19 protein-coding genes and 1 tRNA gene are annotated in these 16106 nt (G+C 49.3%); 15 read left to right on the forward strand and 5 right to left on the reverse strand.

All coding sequences use genetic code 11. The annotated features are described in order from the left end of the window. Positions 1-34 precede the first annotated feature (34 nt). From tolQ to ybgF, 6 genes are all read left to right on the forward strand, one after another. Positions 35-715 (forward strand): protein TolQ, encoded by a 681-nt coding sequence (tolQ, locus tag HZU75_RS08205; RefSeq protein ID WP_444542038.1) that lies wholly within the window; start codon positions 35-37, stop codon positions 713-715. A gap of 9 nt (positions 716-724) precedes the next feature. After that, positions 725-1141: a protein TolR gene (gene tolR / locus HZU75_RS08210; protein WP_180308638.1), complete on the forward strand. Its 417-nt coding sequence runs from the start codon at positions 725-727 to the stop codon at positions 1139-1141. Then, a complete protein-coding gene (locus tag HZU75_RS08215; protein ID WP_180308639.1) occupies positions 1141-2037 on the forward strand; it encodes a cell envelope integrity TolA family protein in 897 nt (298 codons plus the stop codon). Before tolR ends, HZU75_RS08215 begins: the two co-directional genes overlap by 1 nt. Positions 2038-2053: 16 nt before the next feature. Further along, complete coding sequence (gene tolB / locus HZU75_RS08220) at positions 2054-3328, forward strand: Tol-Pal system beta propeller repeat protein TolB (RefSeq protein WP_180308640.1); 1275 nt, start codon at positions 2054-2056, stop codon at positions 3326-3328. A gap of 36 nt (positions 3329-3364) precedes the next feature. Next, positions 3365-3907 (forward strand): peptidoglycan-associated lipoprotein Pal, encoded by a 543-nt coding sequence (gene pal / locus HZU75_RS08225; RefSeq protein WP_180308641.1) that lies wholly within the window; start codon positions 3365-3367, stop codon positions 3905-3907. 155 nt (positions 3908-4062) lie between these two features. Beyond that, on the forward strand, positions 4063-4809 hold the full coding sequence (gene ybgF / locus HZU75_RS08230; RefSeq protein WP_228028241.1) for a tol-pal system protein YbgF: 747 nt from the start codon (positions 4063-4065) through the stop codon (positions 4807-4809). 381 nt (positions 4810-5190) lie between these two features. Here ybgF and HZU75_RS08235 read toward each other — a convergent pair whose 3' ends face one another. Next, the gene (locus HZU75_RS08235; protein ID WP_180308643.1) at positions 5191-5532 is read right to left on the reverse strand and encodes a DUF805 domain-containing protein; all 342 of its coding nucleotides are present in this window, start codon (positions 5530-5532) and stop codon (positions 5191-5193) included. 227 nt (positions 5533-5759) lie between these two features. Here HZU75_RS08235 and HZU75_RS08240 point away from each other — a divergent pair, with 227 nt between their 5' ends. The 5 genes from HZU75_RS08240 (at position 5760) to HZU75_RS08260 (ending at position 9239) form a co-directional block, all read left to right on the forward strand. Then, complete coding sequence (locus HZU75_RS08240) at positions 5760-6389, forward strand: LexA family transcriptional regulator (protein WP_180308644.1); 630 nt, start codon at positions 5760-5762, stop codon at positions 6387-6389. A gap of 198 nt (positions 6390-6587) precedes the next feature. Beyond that, complete coding sequence (locus tag HZU75_RS08245; protein WP_180308645.1) at positions 6588-6980, forward strand: hypothetical protein; 393 nt, start codon at positions 6588-6590, stop codon at positions 6978-6980. A 90-nt stretch (positions 6981-7070) separates the two neighbouring features. Further along, positions 7071-8525: an N-acetylglucosamine-specific PTS transporter subunit IIBC gene (gene nagE, locus HZU75_RS08250; RefSeq protein ID WP_180308646.1), complete on the forward strand. Its 1455-nt coding sequence runs from the start codon at positions 7071-7073 to the stop codon at positions 8523-8525. Positions 8526-8542: 17 nt separating this feature from the next. Continuing rightward, on the forward strand, positions 8543-8941 hold the full coding sequence (locus tag HZU75_RS08255) for a hypothetical protein (RefSeq protein ID WP_180308647.1): 399 nt from the start codon (positions 8543-8545) through the stop codon (positions 8939-8941). Between the two features lie 22 nt (positions 8942-8963). Continuing rightward, positions 8964-9239 (forward strand): GlsB/YeaQ/YmgE family stress response membrane protein, encoded by a 276-nt coding sequence (locus HZU75_RS08260; RefSeq protein ID WP_228028242.1) that lies wholly within the window; start codon positions 8964-8966, stop codon positions 9237-9239. 80 nt (positions 9240-9319) lie between these two features. Here HZU75_RS08260 and HZU75_RS08265 read toward each other — a convergent pair whose 3' ends face one another. After that, positions 9320-10186 carry a CPBP family intramembrane glutamic endopeptidase gene (locus tag HZU75_RS08265; protein ID WP_180308648.1) on the reverse strand — a complete coding sequence of 289 codons (867 nt, stop codon included), beginning with the start codon at positions 10184-10186 and terminating at the stop codon, positions 9320-9322. Between the two features lie 206 nt (positions 10187-10392). Beyond that, a complete protein-coding gene (locus HZU75_RS08270; RefSeq protein WP_228028243.1) occupies positions 10393-11622 on the reverse strand; it encodes a multidrug effflux MFS transporter in 1230 nt (409 codons plus the stop codon). 306 nt (positions 11623-11928) lie between these two features. On the opposite strand from HZU75_RS08270, the gene queE reads away from it, so the two are divergent. The 4 genes from queE to HZU75_RS08290 all read left to right on the forward strand — a co-directional run bounded on the left by queE (position 11929) and on the right by HZU75_RS08290 (position 14219). Continuing rightward, positions 11929-12573 (forward strand): 7-carboxy-7-deazaguanine synthase QueE, encoded by a 645-nt coding sequence (gene queE, locus HZU75_RS08275; protein ID WP_180308649.1) that lies wholly within the window; start codon positions 11929-11931, stop codon positions 12571-12573. 56 nt (positions 12574-12629) lie between these two features. Next, positions 12630-13313 carry a 7-cyano-7-deazaguanine synthase QueC gene (gene queC, locus HZU75_RS08280; protein WP_180308650.1) on the forward strand — a complete coding sequence of 228 codons (684 nt, stop codon included), beginning with the start codon at positions 12630-12632 and terminating at the stop codon, positions 13311-13313. 70 nt (positions 13314-13383) lie between these two features. Beyond that, a tRNA-Gln gene (locus HZU75_RS08285) sits at positions 13384-13460 on the forward strand. A 162-nt stretch (positions 13461-13622) separates the two neighbouring features. Continuing rightward, positions 13623-14219 (forward strand): hypothetical protein, encoded by a 597-nt coding sequence (locus HZU75_RS08290; protein WP_180308651.1) that lies wholly within the window; start codon positions 13623-13625, stop codon positions 14217-14219. A 108-nt stretch (positions 14220-14327) separates the two neighbouring features. On the opposite strand, the gene HZU75_RS17415 is transcribed toward HZU75_RS08290, so the two are convergent. Both HZU75_RS17415 and HZU75_RS08300 read right to left on the reverse strand, forming a co-directional pair. After that, the gene (locus tag HZU75_RS17415; RefSeq protein WP_228028244.1) at positions 14328-14891 is read right to left on the reverse strand and encodes a YsaB family lipoprotein; all 564 of its coding nucleotides are present in this window, start codon (positions 14889-14891) and stop codon (positions 14328-14330) included. A 147-nt stretch (positions 14892-15038) separates the two neighbouring features. After that, entirely contained in the window at positions 15039-15875 is an 837-nt protein-coding gene (locus tag HZU75_RS08300; RefSeq protein WP_180308652.1) for a hypothetical protein, read from the reverse strand. Positions 15876-16106: the final 231 nt, after the last annotated feature.

A 16106-nucleotide genomic window follows, 5' to 3' on the forward strand; every position in this document is an offset into this window, starting at 1 on the left:
CTACTTACAGCATTTATTTTTTGGAGTATTTCCCGTGGATGTCAGCGCTGGCGTACAAGATATGTCGATTATTAGCTTGGTGATGCAAGCAAGTTTCGTCGTGCAGATGGTGATGGTGATTTTGATGGCGCTGTCGTTTATGTCTTGGTGGCATATTTTCAGCAAGCACTTCACCTTGGCAAACGCGAAGAAACATACCGAAGAATTTGAAGACCGCTTCTGGAGTGGTTCGGATTTGAATGGTTTGTACGAACATGTAAAACGCAGCCGCAGCATCGGCATGGAAAAAATTTTTGAAGCCGGTTTTGGCGAGTTTTTGAAATTGCGCCAAAAAGGCGGCATGGAATTATCCGATGTGATGGAAGGCACGCGCCGGGCGATGCGCGCCTCTTGCCAGCGCGAACTGGATTTCCTTGATAAACACAATGCCTTTTTGGCTTCGGTTGGTTCGGTGAGCCCCTATATTGGTCTGTTTGGTACCGTGTGGGGCATTATGTACGCGTTCAAGGGCTTGGGTAATGTCGGCCAAGCCACGTTGGCGACCGTTGCGCCGCATATTGCTGAAGCCTTGGTGGCCACGGCAATTGGTCTGTTTGCCGCGATTCCGGCGGTAGTGGCGTACAACCGTTTTGCCTATGACGTAGATCGTTTGGCAAACCGCTTTGATACCTTTATCGAAGAATTTTCCAACGTTTTGCAACGCCAAGTGCGTTAAGGCGGCGGTATGCGTAATCGTCGCCCTCGTCGCGCCAAAAGCGAGATTAATGTCGTTCCCTATATCGACGTGATGCTGGTGCTGTTGGTGATCTTTATGGTGGCTGCGCCGATGATGCAGCCATCGGTGATCAATCTGCCCAGCGTAGGGAAATCCAATATCGAAGTCGCCGCCAAACCACTGACGGTCGAGATTTCAGCCGAAGGTGCATTTGGCTTGCTTGATGCGCCGGGTAGCAAGGCCGAAGCGCAAGCCAATGTGGCGGCGCTGGTGGCCGCGATCAAAGCCAAAATGGGGGCTGAAACCGAGCGCCCGGTGATCATTTCGGCCGATAAAAATGTCAAATATGAAGTCGTTGTGCAGACGATGGATGAATTACAGCGCGCCAATATCGCCCGCGTTGGTTTGATGGTGCAGCCTAAATAATGAATCCCAAGCAAAACCCCGCTCACGCAGAAAAACGCGGCTTGTCATTTGTACTGGCCGTGCTGATGCATGTGATTTTGGCAGGGGCGCTGTTGTTGTCGGTGCAGTGGAAAACCCAAAAGCCCAAACCGGTGGTGGTTGAGCTGTGGGGCGGCCCGCCGCCCTCTGCGCCCGAGCAAGTACAGCCTGAGCCAGTGAAACAAAAACCAGTGAAGCTTGAGCCGCCAAAGCCTGAAGTTGTGCCGGAAAAAGTGGATATTGCTACCGAAAAAGTGAAGACCACGCCCAAACCGACGGTAAAACCAACGGCAACGCCAAAAGTCACGCCGGTGCCAACCGCGACACCGAAAGCTACGCCAAAGGCAACAGCAGCACCGAAGGCAACGAGTGCGCCAGCCGCCAAGCCAACTGTCGCGCCTAAAGTCAAAGCAACGGCTGCGCCGAAGAAAAACAGCGAAATGCAAGATTTGCTGTCGCTGGATAATGCGATTTCTAGCAAGACAAACAGTAATACCAAGCCTGTGGCTGGTGGGAAGCCTGGCGGTACTGGCACTAACCCAAATGCAGTTGGTAATAGCGGGCCGGGCAAAGGCTCGGGCGCGAATGGTGCCGCACTCAAAGACTATTACAGCAGGCTCATTAATTTGATTGATTCACGCATGGTTTACAACGGGCCAAAAGGCACCAGCCAAGCCGTGTATCGAGTTGTGTTATTGCCAGATGGCAGTATTTTGGAGTCGCAATTGGAGTTGGTTTCTTCCAGTGGGAATAAGGCTTGGGATGATGCCGCGCGTCGTGCCATTTTGAGTGTGAATCCATTCCCGCGCTTACCAGATGGCCAAACATTCACTGGTGAGTTGCGCAGCTTTAGATTGGATATCAAACAAAAGAATTGATGATTGAGGATAAACGATGAAATTCGTGAAGTTGATCTGCCAAGTGATGGCGACTTTGCTACTAGTTAGTGGCGCGGCCAAAGCGGATATTCAGCTTGAGATTGTCACCTCGGGCAGCCAGCAATACCCGATTGCCATTATCCCGTTTCAGAATGAAATTGGCTTAGCGCAGGCAATTACCCCTGTCGTGAGTACCGATCTGGGCAATAGTGGCTTATTCAAGGTCATTGCCGCCGGTGATGTAGCGCCACAGCCATTTTCCAGTGGTGAGATCAACTACCCTGCCCTGCAAGCCAAAGGCGCACAAACCGCGTTGGTTGGCCAAGTGATTCCCGATGGCAATCAAGTGACAGTGCGCTTCTGGTTGGTCGATCTGGCGACCAAGCAGGAATTGATTGCGTTTGAAAAACGCGGCAATGCTAGCCAAACTCGCCGTTTGGCGCATCAAATCGCCGATATGATTTACGCCAAGCTCACCGGTAAAACGGGTGCGTTTGCCTCGCGCATTGCCTATGTGTTGAAAACGCCAGGTCGCTACCAATTACAGGTGGCTGATTCGGATGGCTATGGTGCGCAAACCGTGCTGGCCTCACGGCAACCGATTATGTCACCCAAATGGTCTCCCGATGGTGGCAAGCTGGCTTATGTGTCGTTTGAAAAAGAAAAGCCAATTGTCTATGTGCATGAATTGGCTACTGGTAAACGCATTGAAGCGGCCAATTTTAAAGGTAGTAACTCATCTCCTGCATGGTCACCTGATGGTAAACAACTAGCCGTAGTATTGAGTAAAGATCTGGGCAGCCAGATTTACGTGGTGAACGCGGATGGTAGTAATCCACGCCGAGTAACGCAAAGTGGTGAAATTAACACGGAACCTTCTTTCCTTTCCGATGGTCGGACTCTTATCTTTACGTCCGACCGTGGTGGTAGCCCGCAGATTTATCGCCAGTCTATCAATGGTGGTGAGGCGGTGCGAATGACCAATTCTGGTGCGTATAACGCCAGTGGCAAGATTTCGCCCGATGGTCGTTCGATGACGTATATCACGCGTAGCAATGGCTATCGTGTGGCCATTATGGATCTGGCTACTCGTCAGAGCATGGTGCTTACTGATACCAATGCCGATGATTCGCCATCGTTTGCGCCCAATAGCCAGATGATTCTGTATGAAACTGATGTGGGTCGTCGTGGCACTTTGGCGATTGTATCGGCCGATGGCCGTGTGAAGCAGCGCCTGAAAGCTCAGGGTGGCGAAGTGCGTCAGCCTGCGTGGGGCCCGATGTTGCGTTGAGACTAATTTGTGTTTGTTAATAAACGGAGAGAACTCATGAAAAAGATTGCCCTCAGTGTCCTGATGACTGCCCTATTGGCCGCGTGTGCCAGCACTCCGGCACCTGTGGTTGACCCAAACGCCGGTAAAAACGCCAGCAGCGTAGCGAGCACGGGTAGCGAAATCAAAACTGTAGATACGACTGGCACCACTGGTGTGAAGCTAGATCCACGTTTGACTGATCCAAACAACGTTTTGTCGCAACGTCGCGTGTACTTTGATTTTGACTCATTCACTGTGAAGAGCGATTACGATGCGATGGTACAAGCGCATGCGAAATTCTTGGTCGAAAACCGTGATTACAAGATCATCTTGCAAGGCAATACCGATAACCGTGGTACCGCCGAATACAATTTGGCGCTAGGTCAGAAACGTGCTGACGCTGTGGCTAAATTGTTGCTGGCTTTGGGTGTGAACGAAAACCAGATCGAAGCAGTGAGCTTTGGCGAAGAGCGTCCACTGGAAAATGGTGATACTGATGAGGCATGGGAACGTAATCGCCGTGCCGATATTGTGTATAACGGCGAACAAAGCAAATAAGTTGCTTGCCTAGTTTTAGCGGACTGCCTACGCTCTTCCTTTATCTGGGAAGCGCATTGCAGGCTCGCTAAGTGGCTTTGTCACTGTGCGGCTCGTGTAGCCATCCCCAAACCCCGCCGTTGCGGGGTTTGTATTTCAATACCATTGAGATGTTGATGATGAAACAAATGAAAATCGCACTAATTGCTTTTGTTTTTGCCGGGATGGCAACGCATGCCCAGGCGGGTTTATTTGATGATGATGTGGCCCGCAAACAGGTGGCAGACTTGGCCGCCAGCGTACAAACGCTGCAACAGCAAAATACCCAGCGCCTAGAGCAACTGGAAGCCAGTAAGGCTCGCATGCTCGATCTGGTGCGCCAGCTTGATGCGCAAAAAGAGGAAATCGCCAAATTACGCGGTGCCAATGAGGTGTTGCAATTTAATTTGGATGAAGCGGTGAAGCGCCAGAAAGACCTGTATATCGATCTGGATGCTCGTTTGCGCACCATTGAGCAGGCCAAGGCGGAAGCCAAGCAAGAAGCTAAACTCAGCGAGCAAGATAGCTTTGATGCCGCAGTAGCATTGGTACAGAATAAAAAATTCAAAGATGCCAGCACCGCGTGGGCAAAATTTGTGGCTGACTATCCCAATAGTGACAAAATGCCTGCTGCACAGTATTGGATGGGCATGAATTATGCCTTCAGCAAAGATTATAAATCGGCCAATATTGCGTTTAAAAACGTGGTGGAAAATGCGCCTGACGACGCCAAGGCGCCTGATGCGCTGCTCGGCTTGGCTTCGGTTGCCGCGACAACGGGTGATAAAAAAGGCTCACGCAATTATCTGATCAATATTCTGGAACGCTATCCACAATCGGAAGCGGCTGCAAAAGCAAAAAAAGCGTTAGCGGCGCCAAATTAATTTGTGTTCAATGAAAAAGGATCGCGCTGGCGATCCTTTTTTATGAGCGAAGTATTTGGGGTATGTCCACTAAAGGCTATTTGGATAAGGCTTTGACGAATATGCCTATAGAATTTAATTGCCCGTAATGGGGCTCAATTAGTCAAAGATAGTGACCAATAGCACAATCATTGCAGTGAGTTTGACCCACGCGCTCTTTGATAAAGTACTGGCGGTGGTAATAAGCAAGTAAATACTGATAGAAGAAATCATCAGTAATACTGCAACAATTGCGAAAAAAACCAATCCGATGAGCATTTTGACTTTTCCTGCTGGCGTATAACAAACACGCGAATTTCTTGAGGCCAAGCTGCGATATATCTCGCCGCTTGGTCGCCTAGCTTAGACAAACAGGGGCACGGGACCAAATTGGTTATCCGTGTCACTGGGGCGGGTGTGCCAGTACAACATGGCGCACCAACCTACAACGGGGATTAAACCGATTAAAACCCATTTACCTGAACGGCCAATGTCATGAAGTCTTCGTATTCCAACCGCTAGGCTTGGGAGGAGCAGGGTGAGTAATAGCAAAGAGCTACCCATTCCTTGGCCCAAACTGAGTGTAATTGCTAGGTAACACAGCGTTTGAAATAGCATCCACCACCAAAATTCGGCACGGCTGGCACGGCCATTGAAGACGGCATACTGCTGTAGGCAGCGTTTGATTGCAGTTAGAAATGACATTTTCTGATCTCCAAATGTATTGAACGTATTGCAAATCTACGCCTATGCCATAGGTATTTCACGGTAATCTTTCCCTCTGAACTGGGTAAAAATGCCAATTCAGCAGAATTTTGGTGCAAAAGTAGTACCTTAACTCGCATTGACGCTGTAGTTATGATCAATCTGTTTGCACGTTCAATGCAAAAATGTATTAATATTTGGGAATGATTGGGTTGGAGTGGTCACGAATGGATAATCAGCTACGTTTACAGCAATGGATGCAATATTTTGGTTTAAGCCAAGGCCAGTTGGGTGAGCGCGCAGGCGTGCCACAACCAACCATACATCGTATTGTCTCTGGGGAGACTAGTTCACCACGCACAGGCACCATGCGCAAAATCATCGCTGCTTTAGGCTTAAGCACCGAGCAGTTCGAGCGGGGGCCCACTGAACAAACAGTCTTCTCAACGGCAGAGCAAATTTTGCTACAGGTGCCGATTATTGAGCGGATAGAAGATGCTCGGTTGCACTATCGACCCGAAAAATACCCAATTTCACAGCATCTTTGTGCTGGGCTTGGTTTAGATGCTGCGCAAATTGTGGGTGCAATCGCGTTGCACCGTTCAATGGAGCCGACTATTTATAAGGGCGATGTGGTATTGATCGATGCTTCCTCTACACAATTGGTGGCGGGTGAGATTTTTGCATTGCAAATGGATGGTGTGGTGATGATTCGCCGCGTTTTGCTCAGTGAGTCGCTGATTATATTGGCGCCTGATAATCCAGATCGAAGTCAATATTTTGATATTCAACTGCCACGTCAGGCAAATGTACATGTAATCGGGCGTGTTTTCTGGCGCGGAGGCCTGCTTAAGTAAACCGATGCATTGTGGGTGCGCACACTGCTGATTTGACGATCAAACTGCCTTCGTAGGTGCTGCGAAGGCAGTTTTTTTACGTCCCTATTTATGCGTTTATGAATTATTTACATGCAATAAACGTATTTAATGTATTGATATGTATTGTCTGTGGGAATACTATGTCGTTGTCAATTTTTAATACATGGAGAAAAAATCATGAAACGACTAGTCATTGGCGGGTTTTTCGCAATCATTTCCGTGGCGGCATCTGCAATGCAGTATTACCCAGGACAAACATTTAATACGCGCAGCATTGAAAACGATATGCAGCAAATTAGTGCGAATGAATTTGTCCGCTTGGTGGATTTGCGTGGTAACGGCGTAGAAGTAGAAGACTGGGCGGTTACGCGTGATTTTAATGGCAAGCGCTTTATCACGATCAGTACCTACGAAGTGGACTGTCAAAATCATGAGGCTCGTTGGCTAGCTGGGGTGGGCGCGTATTACCTCACCAATGAGCCAGAAATGGTGCATATCGTAAACCGAATCAATAGCACGCCGCTGAATCCTGCCTCTGGACGCAACTTGAGTCGCTTGTGTCAGCGTTAACTTTAGTCGCTACTGGTATTGTTTAGCGCCCGTTCTGTGCTGATTGGTACCAGCGGATGAAATGATGGATTTCGTGTGAGGTTAAACATCATGAATATCATTGGATATATGCAAAGAATCGGGCGTGCGCTGATGTTGCCAGTGGCTACACTGCCTGCGGCGGCGATTTTAATGGGGATTGGCTATTGGTTGGAGTCAACTGCCCCTGGCGCGCATCAGTTAACCGGGATTCTCAGTAATGCCGGTGGTGCAATTATTGGCAATATGAGCATTTTATTTGCCGCAGGCGTGGCTTATGGCATGTCGAAAGACAAGGATGGTGCTGCTGCCATGGCGGGGATGGTTGGGTTTTTGGTCTTAACCACCCTGCTCAGTCCGAAGGCGGTTGCCACAATTCAGGGTCTGCCCTTGGAGCAGGTGTCACCAGCCTTTGCGAAGATCAATAATCAGTTTATTGGGATTCTTTGTGGTGTGATCGCCTCGGTGTTGTACAACCGCTATGGCAGCCTTGAGCTACCCAAAGCACTCGCCTTTTTCTCGGGTAAACGTTTAGTTCCCATTTTGGTCTCCGTGGCCATGATTTTTCTGGCTATACCATTGCTGGTGCTATGGCCTTGCTTATTTGCGAGCCTTGTTAGTGTGGGTAAGCAGATTAGTGGTCTTGGTGCGCTTGGGGCGGGCTTATTTGGTTTGATTAATCGCTTGCTGATCCCAATTGGTTTGCATCACGCGTTTTATCCGGTGTTCTGGTTTGATGTAGCAGGGATTAACGATATCCCCAACTTCTTGGGCGGTGCCCGTGCCATTGCGGAAGGCCGCGCCATTCCTGGGGTTACCGGGATGTATCAGGCGGGCTTCTTCCCGATCATGATGTTTGGTTTGCCTGGTGCGGCATTGGCCATTTACCAAACCGCCAAACCGGAAAATCGTGCCAAAGTCGGTGCTTTGATGGCTACAGCTGCGCTGTCGGCGATTTTTACTGGGATTACAGAGCCGCTCGAATTTGCCTTTATGTTTGCCGCCCCGCAACTATATGTCTTGCATGCGGTACTCACCGGTTTGTCGCTGTATATCGCTGCAAGTATGCACTGGATGGCTGGGTTTGGTTTTAGTGCCGGTTTTGTGGATTTGCTGCTCTCTAGCCAAAATCCGCTGGCAACCGGCTGGTATATGTTGCTACTGCAAGGGCTGGTGTTTTTTGGCATTTATTATGTTTCTTTCCGCTTTGCGATCCAGCGTTTCAATCTGAAAACACCGGGGCGCGAAGATGAAGAAGCCGCCCCGGCTGCCCCGGTGAGCAATGATAAAACGGCATTGGCAAAAGCGTATCTGGCTGCGCTAGGTGGCCGGGCGAATTTGCTGCAGATAGATGCTTGTATTACCCGCCTACGCTTGATGGTACGTGACATCAATATCATTGATGAAGCCCGGATTAAAGCATTAGGCGCAGCAGGTGTTATTAAACTTAACAAAGAGAATATTCAGATTGTATTAGGTCCATTGGCAGAAATCATCGCTAATGAAATGAAATCAATTGCTGAATAATAAAGCAGGTGATGAAAATGCATAAAGATAGTGAATTGGCGAGGATTCGATGCCGACAATGCATTTTAGTCTTCTCATATGTATTCATTGCAATTAGTACATTCATATCATTTTATTTAGTCAGTGAGATGGGGGTTAGGGATGGATTAGCATGGCTGACGATCACTGCAATGTTATGGGCACCTAATGTCGTGATGGCAATTTGGCTGAAGGTCTTGAATCGTAGAAAGAATAAGTCATTTATTCCATGGTCAATTGCAATACTGATCGCAATAATTATTGAGCCAATCATGTTGTTTGATGCTGTGTATATACATCCGGACCCACAAAGCCCAATTGTGATTATGCTTATCCCCGTGTTGCAGATTCTGATTCTCGTAGGTGCGGTACCTATTATGATGTGGTTTGAATATTAATATCATTCTTAAGGAGTAAATCATGGACAATATGACGTATATGTTTGGTGGCCTATTTGGTGTATTGAGTGCAATCGTAATAGGCTTATTGATTGGTGTTATTGCTAAAATATTGCTGCCCGGTCGAGATACTGCTGGTTGGTGTATGACTTGTCTGATCGGTATTGCTGGTAGCTGGTTGGGGCATTTAATATTTAATGTTTTTGGTGCGCAAAGTACAAAATCGGGAATAATTGGCGCGGTATTTGGAGCCATGTTGCTGCATTTGATTTATCGAGTAATAAAGAAAAATGCCTAACTAATTTGTGGATTGTATTCCCAAATAAAAAGACCGCTGAGGCGGTCTTTTTATTTGGGCGTAAACAGCTGAGGATTGACTTAATCTTGTCTGCGCCAGCTAGGGGGCTGAATTAGCCCTCGGCGTACCGTTAAACTAAGCATAGCTAGCGTTGCCAGCAGGCACACTATCATCGCAATCCACGAGCCTTCCATGCCCGCCGAGCCGCCAGTGAGATACTCTGGCCCTTGAACGGTGATTTTGAATAAGCCTGCCGCGGGCTCTCCGCCCGAAATGGCGCCAGAAAAGACTTTACCCATCGTGTAGTTCCACGCCATATGCAGCCCGATCCCCATCCAGAGGCAGCGCGTTAACATCAGCGGTGCGGCGAGCATGGGGCCAAAAATCAGCACAATGGATGCAATCCCCGCAAAAGACTCACCTGCGTTAGCAAGATGGACAAGGCCAAAAATCAGCGACGAAATGGCCAATGCTAACCAACTGCCGAGTACGCGTTCCAGCACGAGGAAAATCGCGCCACGGAATGCGAGCTCTTCAAATAGCGGCACTGAAAATGCCGCAGCAGAAGGCATTAAATTCGACCAGCTATCGAGCCCGCCAAACTGATACACGCCGAGCAAAGCGGCGATCAACACGCACAATGAATGTAGGCCAAAGCCCAGTAATAGGCCGATCAATAATTCACGTCCCAGCTTGGCCAGTGCTAATTCCTGCAACGCTCTGCGCTCCAGCCAATAAGTCAGGCTGCAGTAGACCAGAAGCAAGTTGGCGACGATCGGAATGGCACTCGCAAGACGGGTGATGGGTGACTGCCCAAACGTTTGCATAAAAACGATGCCGGCTAAATGGACAAACATCAAGCTGAAGTACATCACGGCAATTTGAATCGGGGGAAATCGCAGTAGACGGCGCAAGGGCTCGAATGGGGCAGTTGATGTTGTATTCATGGTCTAGCTCCACATCTGAATGGTGAGTAATCCAATTACTTACATCAAATATACCCCGGAATTGCTAACTATTGATGGCATGGCGCAGTTCCACTGTGTCTTGAATACACAACCATAGGCCGAGCCAAGGATTCGATTGTATTTTTAGTCTCTTCAATACCCTGCTATTGAGGGTATATGCCTCAAATCGATAATTTAATAGTCGCTTAGTGAGATACCCCGCCATCCAGCTTGATAGCTACCACTCGATAAGCCAGCCAGGCACCTATGCCACAAAATGCCAAGGTGCTCGCCAGCGGCAGGCTGCTGCCGTCGTGCCAGATGCCCATCAGAATGCCGGCTACGGTTGCAATGCTAAATTGCATCGTGCCCATTAAGGCCGAGGCCAGCCCTGCTTGCGCGCCATGATGCGCCAGTGCGCCGGCCGTGGAGTTGGGCGCAGCAAAGCCTAGCGACATTAGATACAGATAAATGCAGCCGACCAGTAGCCAAAATGGCGGCTGGGTCAGCAAGCTGGTGAGCAGCAACACCCCGCTGGCCAGTGCCAGCGTTAGCGTTGAGCGCTGCAATAATTGATCAATCGAGCGGCTTCGTAGCGCTCGCGCATTAAACTGGCTGGCGATGATGTAACACGCGGCAATACTGCCAAAGGTCAGGCTGTATTGCGTTGGGCTCAGGCCATACACCTTCATCATCACAATCGGCGAACCGGTGATATAGGCAAATAAGCCAGCGACGGCCAAGCCACCGGTCAGTGCATAGCCCATAAAATGGCGGTCACGCAGCAGCTCACGATAGGCCATTAGGATGCCGCCGAGATGAAAACGTTGGTCTTGTTTGGCCGGACGCGATTCGGGCAGCAGATAATGCATTGCGATCAGGCAGAGCAGCGCAAATACCGCCAGCAAGCCAAAAATCGCCCGCCAGCTGCTCACACCGACCACCCAGCTACCCAGCAGCGGCGCGAGAATTGGTGCGATCCCCATCACCAATACCAAGGATGAATACACTTGCGCGGCCATCCGTGGCTCGCAGCGATCACGCACCACGGCACGGGCAATCACCATGCCGGCGCAGCCGCCCAGCGCTTGGATAAAGCGCAGCGCAATCAAGGCCTCAATGCTGGTGGCCAGCGCGCAGCCGATTGAGGCCAGCAAATACACGCCTAGCCCGATGAGCAGCGGCGGTTTGCGGCCAAAATGATCTGAAAGCGGGCCGTATAAAATCTGCCCTAGTGCCAAGCCGATAAAGTAGCTCGCCAAGGTGAGCTGTACCGTACCGTCATCGGCGTGCAGGCCACTGGCAATCGCAGGCAGACCCGGCAAATACATATCGATCGATAAGGGCCCCAGCGCGGTGAGTGCTGCAAGCAACAAAATCCAGCCCGCAAAGCGGTTATGGTGTGGCACAGCAGCGGGGCTTGGGATGGCATTCATGGGTATATCTCTTAATGCTTTTTGCTGACTGGCTTGGGTGTATATACCTTTGCTTAGTCAGCGACTGATGGGGCTTGCGGGCAACCGATTATTTAATGCCGAAGGCATCAGCACTGCAAGTGTAAAAGTACCGCTACGCTCTATTTGCGGGTAATCCTGCCTGTATCTCTATGGCCGGGCGGTATAAAATAGCCCCATTGTTAGCACGAGCTCGGCTCGAGTGCGCTCGGGCATCGTGGCCTTATGATAGGTGCGGTGCCATTTTTATTGATCCCCCAGACTGTTCTTCTGGAAAGGAAAGCCCTTATGCGCGAAGCGTTGCGTATCACCGAAATATTCCACTCGCTGCAAGGCGAAACCAGCCGAATCGGCCTGCCGACGGTGTTTGTCCGTCTGACTGGTTGTCCGATGCGTTGTACCTACTGCGATAGCGCGTATGCGTTCACCGGCGGTAAAACCATGACTTTGGACGAGATCATGGCGCAGATTGAGAGCTACGGCTGTAAAACCGTCTGTGTCACCGGCGGCGAGCCATTGGCGCAAAAGCCGGTTCATCTGCTATTCAAACGCCTGTGCGATGCCGGCTACAGCGTCAGCACCGAAACCGGCGGCGGCCAACCCATTGATTGCGTCGACCCGCGCGTGTCGCGCATCTTGGATATTAAAACGCCCAAATCAGGCGAAATGGGCAATATGCTGTGGGCCAATGTTGACGCAGTGACCGAGCATGATGAAATCAAATTTGTACTGGTTGATCGCAGCGATTACGAATGGGCGCGCGATTATGTGCGCGAGCATCGCTTAAATGAGAAAGCGCCGGTGATTTTCTCTCCGGTGTGGGAAAGCCTGAAACCCGTCGATCTGGCCGACTGGGTGATCGCCGACAAGCTGCCGGTGCGGGTGCAAGTGCAGTTACATAAATTACTCTGGGGTGAAAAACCGGGGGTATAAATCTTCGGCCTATCTTTATCCTATCTTGTGTTGATATACCCCATGTGGAGTTTGTGATGAACAAAAAAGCGATTATTTTATTATCCGGTGGGCTCGATTCAGCTACCTGTTTGGCGATGGCTAAAGCGGCGGGCTTTGATTGCTACGCGCTGTCGTTTGATTATGGCCAGCGCCACAATGCCGAACTAGAAGCGGCTAAGCGTGTCGCTCAGTCGCTCGGCGCAGTTGAGCATCGCGTGATCAAAATTGATCTGGCTGCTTTTGGTGGCTCGGCGCTGACCGATGCCAATATCGCCGTGCCAGTAAATGGCGCGATGGATGATGAAATCCCCGTGACCTATGTACCCGCGCGCAATACGGTGCTGTTGTCGTACGCGCTGGCGTGGTCCGAAGTGCTGAAAGCCGATGATATTTATATTGGCGTGAATGCGGTTGATTATTCCGGCTACCCTGATTGCCGCCCCGAATACATTTCGGCGTTTCAAGCGATGGCGCGTTTGGCGACCAAGGTCGGCGTTGAAGGCTCGGCCTTGCATATCCATACGCCGCTGATTCGGTTGAGCAAGGCGCAAATTGTTGCCGAAGGTTTGAAACTGGGCGTTGATTACAGCCTCACCACGACCTGCTACCAAGCGAACGATGCCGGTGAAGCGTGTGGTGTGTGTGACGCATGCCGTTTGCGCGCCGCTGGTTTTGCCGCTGCTGGCGTAGCTGACCCAACGCGCTACCAAGCAAAATAACGCTCAGCAAATAAATTTGAAAAAGTGCTTGCCAAGCTGAAAAATGGCGTATACAATGCGCAGCCTAAGTAGGGGAGTCGCCAAGTTGGTTAAGGCATCGGATTTTGATTCCGACATGCGAAGGTTCGAATCCTTCTTCCCCTGCCAATCAATCAAGCCGCCAAACGATAAAACGTTGAGCGGCTTTTTTGTTGCCCTTTTTTCTCCGATGGCTGTTCAGCTTTACTTCGATTATCCCAACTATTACTTTGCTATTTCTGCGCAGTATTGGCTGCGTTCGCAATAGTATTGCTCATTGAGGGGTATGAAATGTTTTTTATACAGATACCGGGGCGCTGGCTCGCGAGTTGGCAGCTGCGGTTTGTGTTGGCGCTGCTGCTGACGTTTTTTGGGCCCAGCGTAATCATCATGCATGAAGTGGTGTTTCTATTTGTGTTGCCTATGCTGGTCGGGATGCTGATCGCAGGTTGGAAACAAAAAGGCATTGCGGTATCTGAAACCGAGGGCTTGCGTGCGTATTTTCTGACTTCGGTTGGGGTGCTGCACGAACAACAGCAAGCATTTAAAAATGCTTGGTTTGCCTCTCCTATACAGTTACAGAAGCGCTTACTGACCTTGGTCGGATTGAAATTAGCTGCGCACGGCGGCCTGCTGTATGGTCTCTACGGCCAACTGCATTGGGCGGATGAGTGGTATGCCAATCTGGCTACGCTACTGATCGTGCTTTACATGCTATATGCCTTGCTCCGTACGCTGTCGTTGTTGCTGCTGGTATGCAAGGCGCAATATCAAGTGATCGAAGGGCATTTAGAGGCGCAAACTTGGTTTACCTTTGCGCATTCAGTTCGACAGCAACCTCGCACGTTTTTCAATCTGTTATTTGCCGATTTGGAATCCGCGCTCTAATGCCGAAAAGCGGGTTAGTGCTAGCTAGCGCATACAACGGCGGGATATACCTATCGCTGTATGCCTTGCAAGCTTATTTAAGCATTGATCTAAACAAAGATACCCGCCTTATAGGCGACCTTCATTGACCAGTGATTGCACATTCAGCAGTTTGCCATTCTGATCAAAATTGCACTGGAAGGGTTTTTTGCCTTGATTGCCTAAATCACCGGTGCCCTTCATTGCATAGCCATTGGCGGTGGTAAAGGCTTTGCTAGTCTGAATATAGATGGGCTTGGTATTAAATTGCTCAGCGGCTTCGCCTTTGCAATAGGCGCTCATATTTTTGGGTAAGGCGGTGGTCTTTTTGGGGGCTGGAGTTGCAGCGGCCTGTTGATTCAACTTGGCTTCAGAGCACATGCCGTTGGCGCCATGCTTGCCGGTATAGCTCACAATGCGCGAGCCGTCGGGGTTGCTGGCTACGGCGATACCCACGCCTTGCCCACTTACTTCAAAATAATTTTCATTCATCACTTTAATTTTGGCCTTTTTGCCATTGATAAAGGCATAGCCACCGTCGGCAACGTGCAGCTCAATCCCGGTTGGGCACGTGTAATTCATCGTGGGGATTGCGGCTTGGGCTGTACCGGCAATGAGTAGTGCACAGCATGACATCAGGAGTGGTTTTAACATGAGGTTCTTCCTATCCGTAAATTAGGTAAATGGTGGAGGGAGCTGCGATAAATAATCATCATTTATTCGGTCTGGTTGAGTAATGGCTAACCGAACTGGGTTTGTGATTTGCCTTGGATCAAGCTGCACATGGTGTGCCAATGGCGCTTATGAACATTGATTCATTCCCACCACAATGGGCATCTGGAAGCGCCCGTCTTTGGTGGTGACGCTCACGCATTCCTGTGCATCATCATTCACCCATAACACACTACTGCTGCGCCAGCCTTTATTGCCATCAATTTCATGAAAACCGCGATCTATTAATTCCTGTTCACCCGATGAGGCACGGATATTATTTAAATCGGAAACTTTGATGTAGCGTTGATTGCTGCCGTAATTGTGGAAACTATTATTGTGATGATTGTAGCCATTATCGCTGTAGCGGTTATATGAATCATTTCGCTCATTGCGGGCAGCCTCGTAGCCATTATTGTAGGCATCAGAATGAGAGCCGTAGCGATGATAATTATTGCGACCATCATTGTAGCCTTGATCATATTCTTCATTGTTACGGGCTTCTTTTTCGCGATCTTGCTGTTTATGCTTATTATGATTGGCAATGGCTGCAATGCCGGCAATGGCAGCTGCGCCTGCGAGTAGGCCTACTACTGGGCTAATACTTGATTTGCTGGTGATATACGGGTCGCAATCGTTTTTTGATACATCATAAATGGACGTGGTTTTGCTGAATTTCTCATTAGTCACGACACAGTCTTTTTGTTCGGCATTCCACCAAATAACTTGGTTTTGGTTGTTATTCAACTCATTATGAATTTTGCTATACCCTCGTGATTCCAGTTCACTATGGGTGCTGCTCGCCGTCGTGCCGTTTAAATATTTAAATTCGTTATTGGCAGCACCTGCGGTGATTGAGGTAAAGCCAATTGCAGTTGCAACTGCAATATTAATCAAACTAAAACCAAGTGTATTTGGTAATGACATTTTGTTCACCTATGTAGTAATTTAATTGATTTCAAAAATCGATTTTTATTGCTTTCGATGATTGAAGATTACGCTTAGGAAATAACAGCGTCATGTGGAAAAATAACATTACTACGTAGTTTGTGAAAAAGTTCCATCTAATTTTACATGCTGTGAATTGTGCCAAAAGGTACGGCTATTTCTGGCATGTTTTTCGCATTTATATGATTACTTTCATTTTTTAAAAGTAGG

Source organism: Chitinibacter fontanus (assembly GCF_013423785.1).
In the GTDB taxonomy this organism is placed as follows: Bacteria; Pseudomonadota; Gammaproteobacteria; order Burkholderiales; family Chitinibacteraceae; genus Chitinibacter; species Chitinibacter fontanus.